The organism is Nonomuraea marmarensis, assembly GCF_043197025.1.
Lineage (GTDB): Bacteria > Actinomycetota > Actinomycetes > Streptosporangiales > Streptosporangiaceae > Nonomuraea > Nonomuraea marmarensis.
In genome coordinates, this window is the sequence record NZ_JBICRM010000097.1 from 1 (window position 1) to 2040 (window position 2040).

At 69.8% G+C, this 2040-nt stretch carries 2 protein-coding genes; both read right to left on the bottom strand.

The window, feature by feature from the left end:
• On the bottom strand, positions 1 to 1159 hold a 1159-nt coding region (locus ACFLIM_RS50080), incomplete at its 3' end, for a DDE-type integrase/transposase/recombinase (protein ID WP_393177983.1).
• A gap of 47 nt (positions 1160 to 1206) precedes the next feature.
• On the bottom strand, positions 1207 to 1647 hold the full coding sequence (locus ACFLIM_RS50085) for a hypothetical protein (protein WP_393177985.1): 441 nt from the start codon (positions 1645 to 1647) through the stop codon (positions 1207 to 1209).
• Positions 1648 to 2040 lie beyond the last annotated feature (393 nt).

A 2040-nucleotide genomic window follows, 5' to 3' on the forward strand; every position in this document is an offset into this window, starting at 1 on the left:
GCCATAAGGGGTCGAAGGCCAGCTCGACGTAGCGGCCGGCCAGCTCGTGGCCCACTTCGTAGGCGTTGTGGTGCAGGGTGACGGTGCCGACCTTGGACACTTTGCGGCGTTCGGTCCACAAGAACGCCTCGGCCAGCTGGGCCGGGGACGGGACCACCAAAGGCCCGGTCATGCCCTGCTGCCAGCGCGCCAGTGGCTTGGCGCCGGTCTCGGAGTGGATCTGCTGGTGGTAGCAGGTCTCCACCCACGCGGTGAACAGCTTGTTCAGCTCGGCCAGATCAGCCACGGCCGTGCCGGAGGTGCCGCCCGTGCCGGAGGTGTCGTCGATCTCGACCAGGAACTGGGCGCGCACCGAGCGCCAAAACCTCTCGATCTTGCCCTTGCCCTGCGGCCGGTGCGGGGTGGAGTGGATCAGCTTGATGCCCAGGCAGGCGCATGCCCGCAGCAGCCAGGCATCGACGTAGGCGGCGCCGTTGTCGACGTAGATCGCGCGGGGGATGCCGCGGGCGGTCAGGGCCGGGCGCAGCGCGGCGGCCATCCGCACCACATCTTCCCGATATCCCCAGCGCCCGCCCATGATCGCGCGGCTGTGGTCGTCGATGAAGGCGAAGCAGATCGCCCGCCGCCCGCCGATGACCGGCCCGTGAACGGCGTCGCCGAGCCACAGCTCGTTCGGGCGGGAGGCCTCGAACCGGCCGAAGACCTGCGCCGGCGCCGGCGCGGCCGGCGTGATCAGCTCCAGCCGGGCAAACAGCCGCTGCAGGGTGCGATCGGACGGCGATGAGCCGACGCTCATGCGCAGAATCCGCCGCACCTGGGCGGCGGTGCGGGCCGGGTTCTCCCGCTTGAGCGCCTCAGCCAGCGCCAGCACCTCCGGCGCGGTGCGCGGCGGGGCCTGCTTCGGGCTGGGCACGAGTGCGTCGAACCCGCCGATCCGATACCAGCGTAGCCACCGGTCGATCGTCTTGCGCGACACCCTGACCGGCTCGCCGGACAGGCCGATGTGGACCCGCTCGGCGACCGAGCGGGCCATCGCACCGCGCTGCTTGGCGGTCAGGGCCGGGTCGATGAGGTCCTGGACGATCTCATACCGCCACAACCCGATGGCGCGGGCTTCCTCAGCCCGCCGCCGGTGTCCCTCTTCCGCTTTTGTCACCATTCGTCCTCCTCGAGGTCGGGGCCGGAACAACCCCACGAGGCTGACGGTCAGCAACCGAAAGCGACCAGAGTGCGATTCATGTTGATCGAAAAGCCGATGATCGGCGGAGCCAACAGCATCCCGCCGGTGACCGCGCAGGCCACCTCCCAGGGCGCCCCCGCAGCGATGTCCGCCAACTCGGCGAAGGCCTGCCCAGCCGCCGCCGCCGCCGCCAGCACCGCATGCACCGCATCGGCCAGCGGCGAGGCCGCCCCGGCCAACGCCGGCGCCTCGCTCACCAAGGCGGCCCGTACCAGCGTGAACGCCACCCGCACCGGTTCAGCAACCGATCGCATCCGCCGAATCCACGCCCGCACCGTGGCCTCGGGCCGCCCCAGCACCCGGGCGATCGACCGGAACCCCTCACCCAGCGCCGACCGCGTCAACGCCTCCCCGATCACCGACACCTCATCACGTCGGTGCCATAACACGTTGACCGGCAGCAACACATGCGTCCGGCCACACCCGCGACAGATCGCCCGACGCGGCCGAACACGCCGGAACCAGCCGATACCCCATACCGTCCGCGGCCCGGCCCGCCCCCACCCGGCCAGACATCCGTCACAGCCCGGGCAGCGCAGGCACCCAGCCTGCAATCTCTGCTCGACGTCGCCCTCGTTCTTGCCTACCGTGAGCATCGGTGCCTCCGTGCACCGTCAGTCACGGCCCTCCCCGTTACCTCACCCAGGCGTCCGGGGAGGGCCGTCGCCTTTTCGTGGACATACTCACGGTGTCGTCGCGCACCAAGGACAGCAACAAGAACCTCATGATCGATGAACGTCCTCAGCCACAGTGACGCTGAAGACTCGATCCATGGTCAGAACGAATGACGTCTAACACCC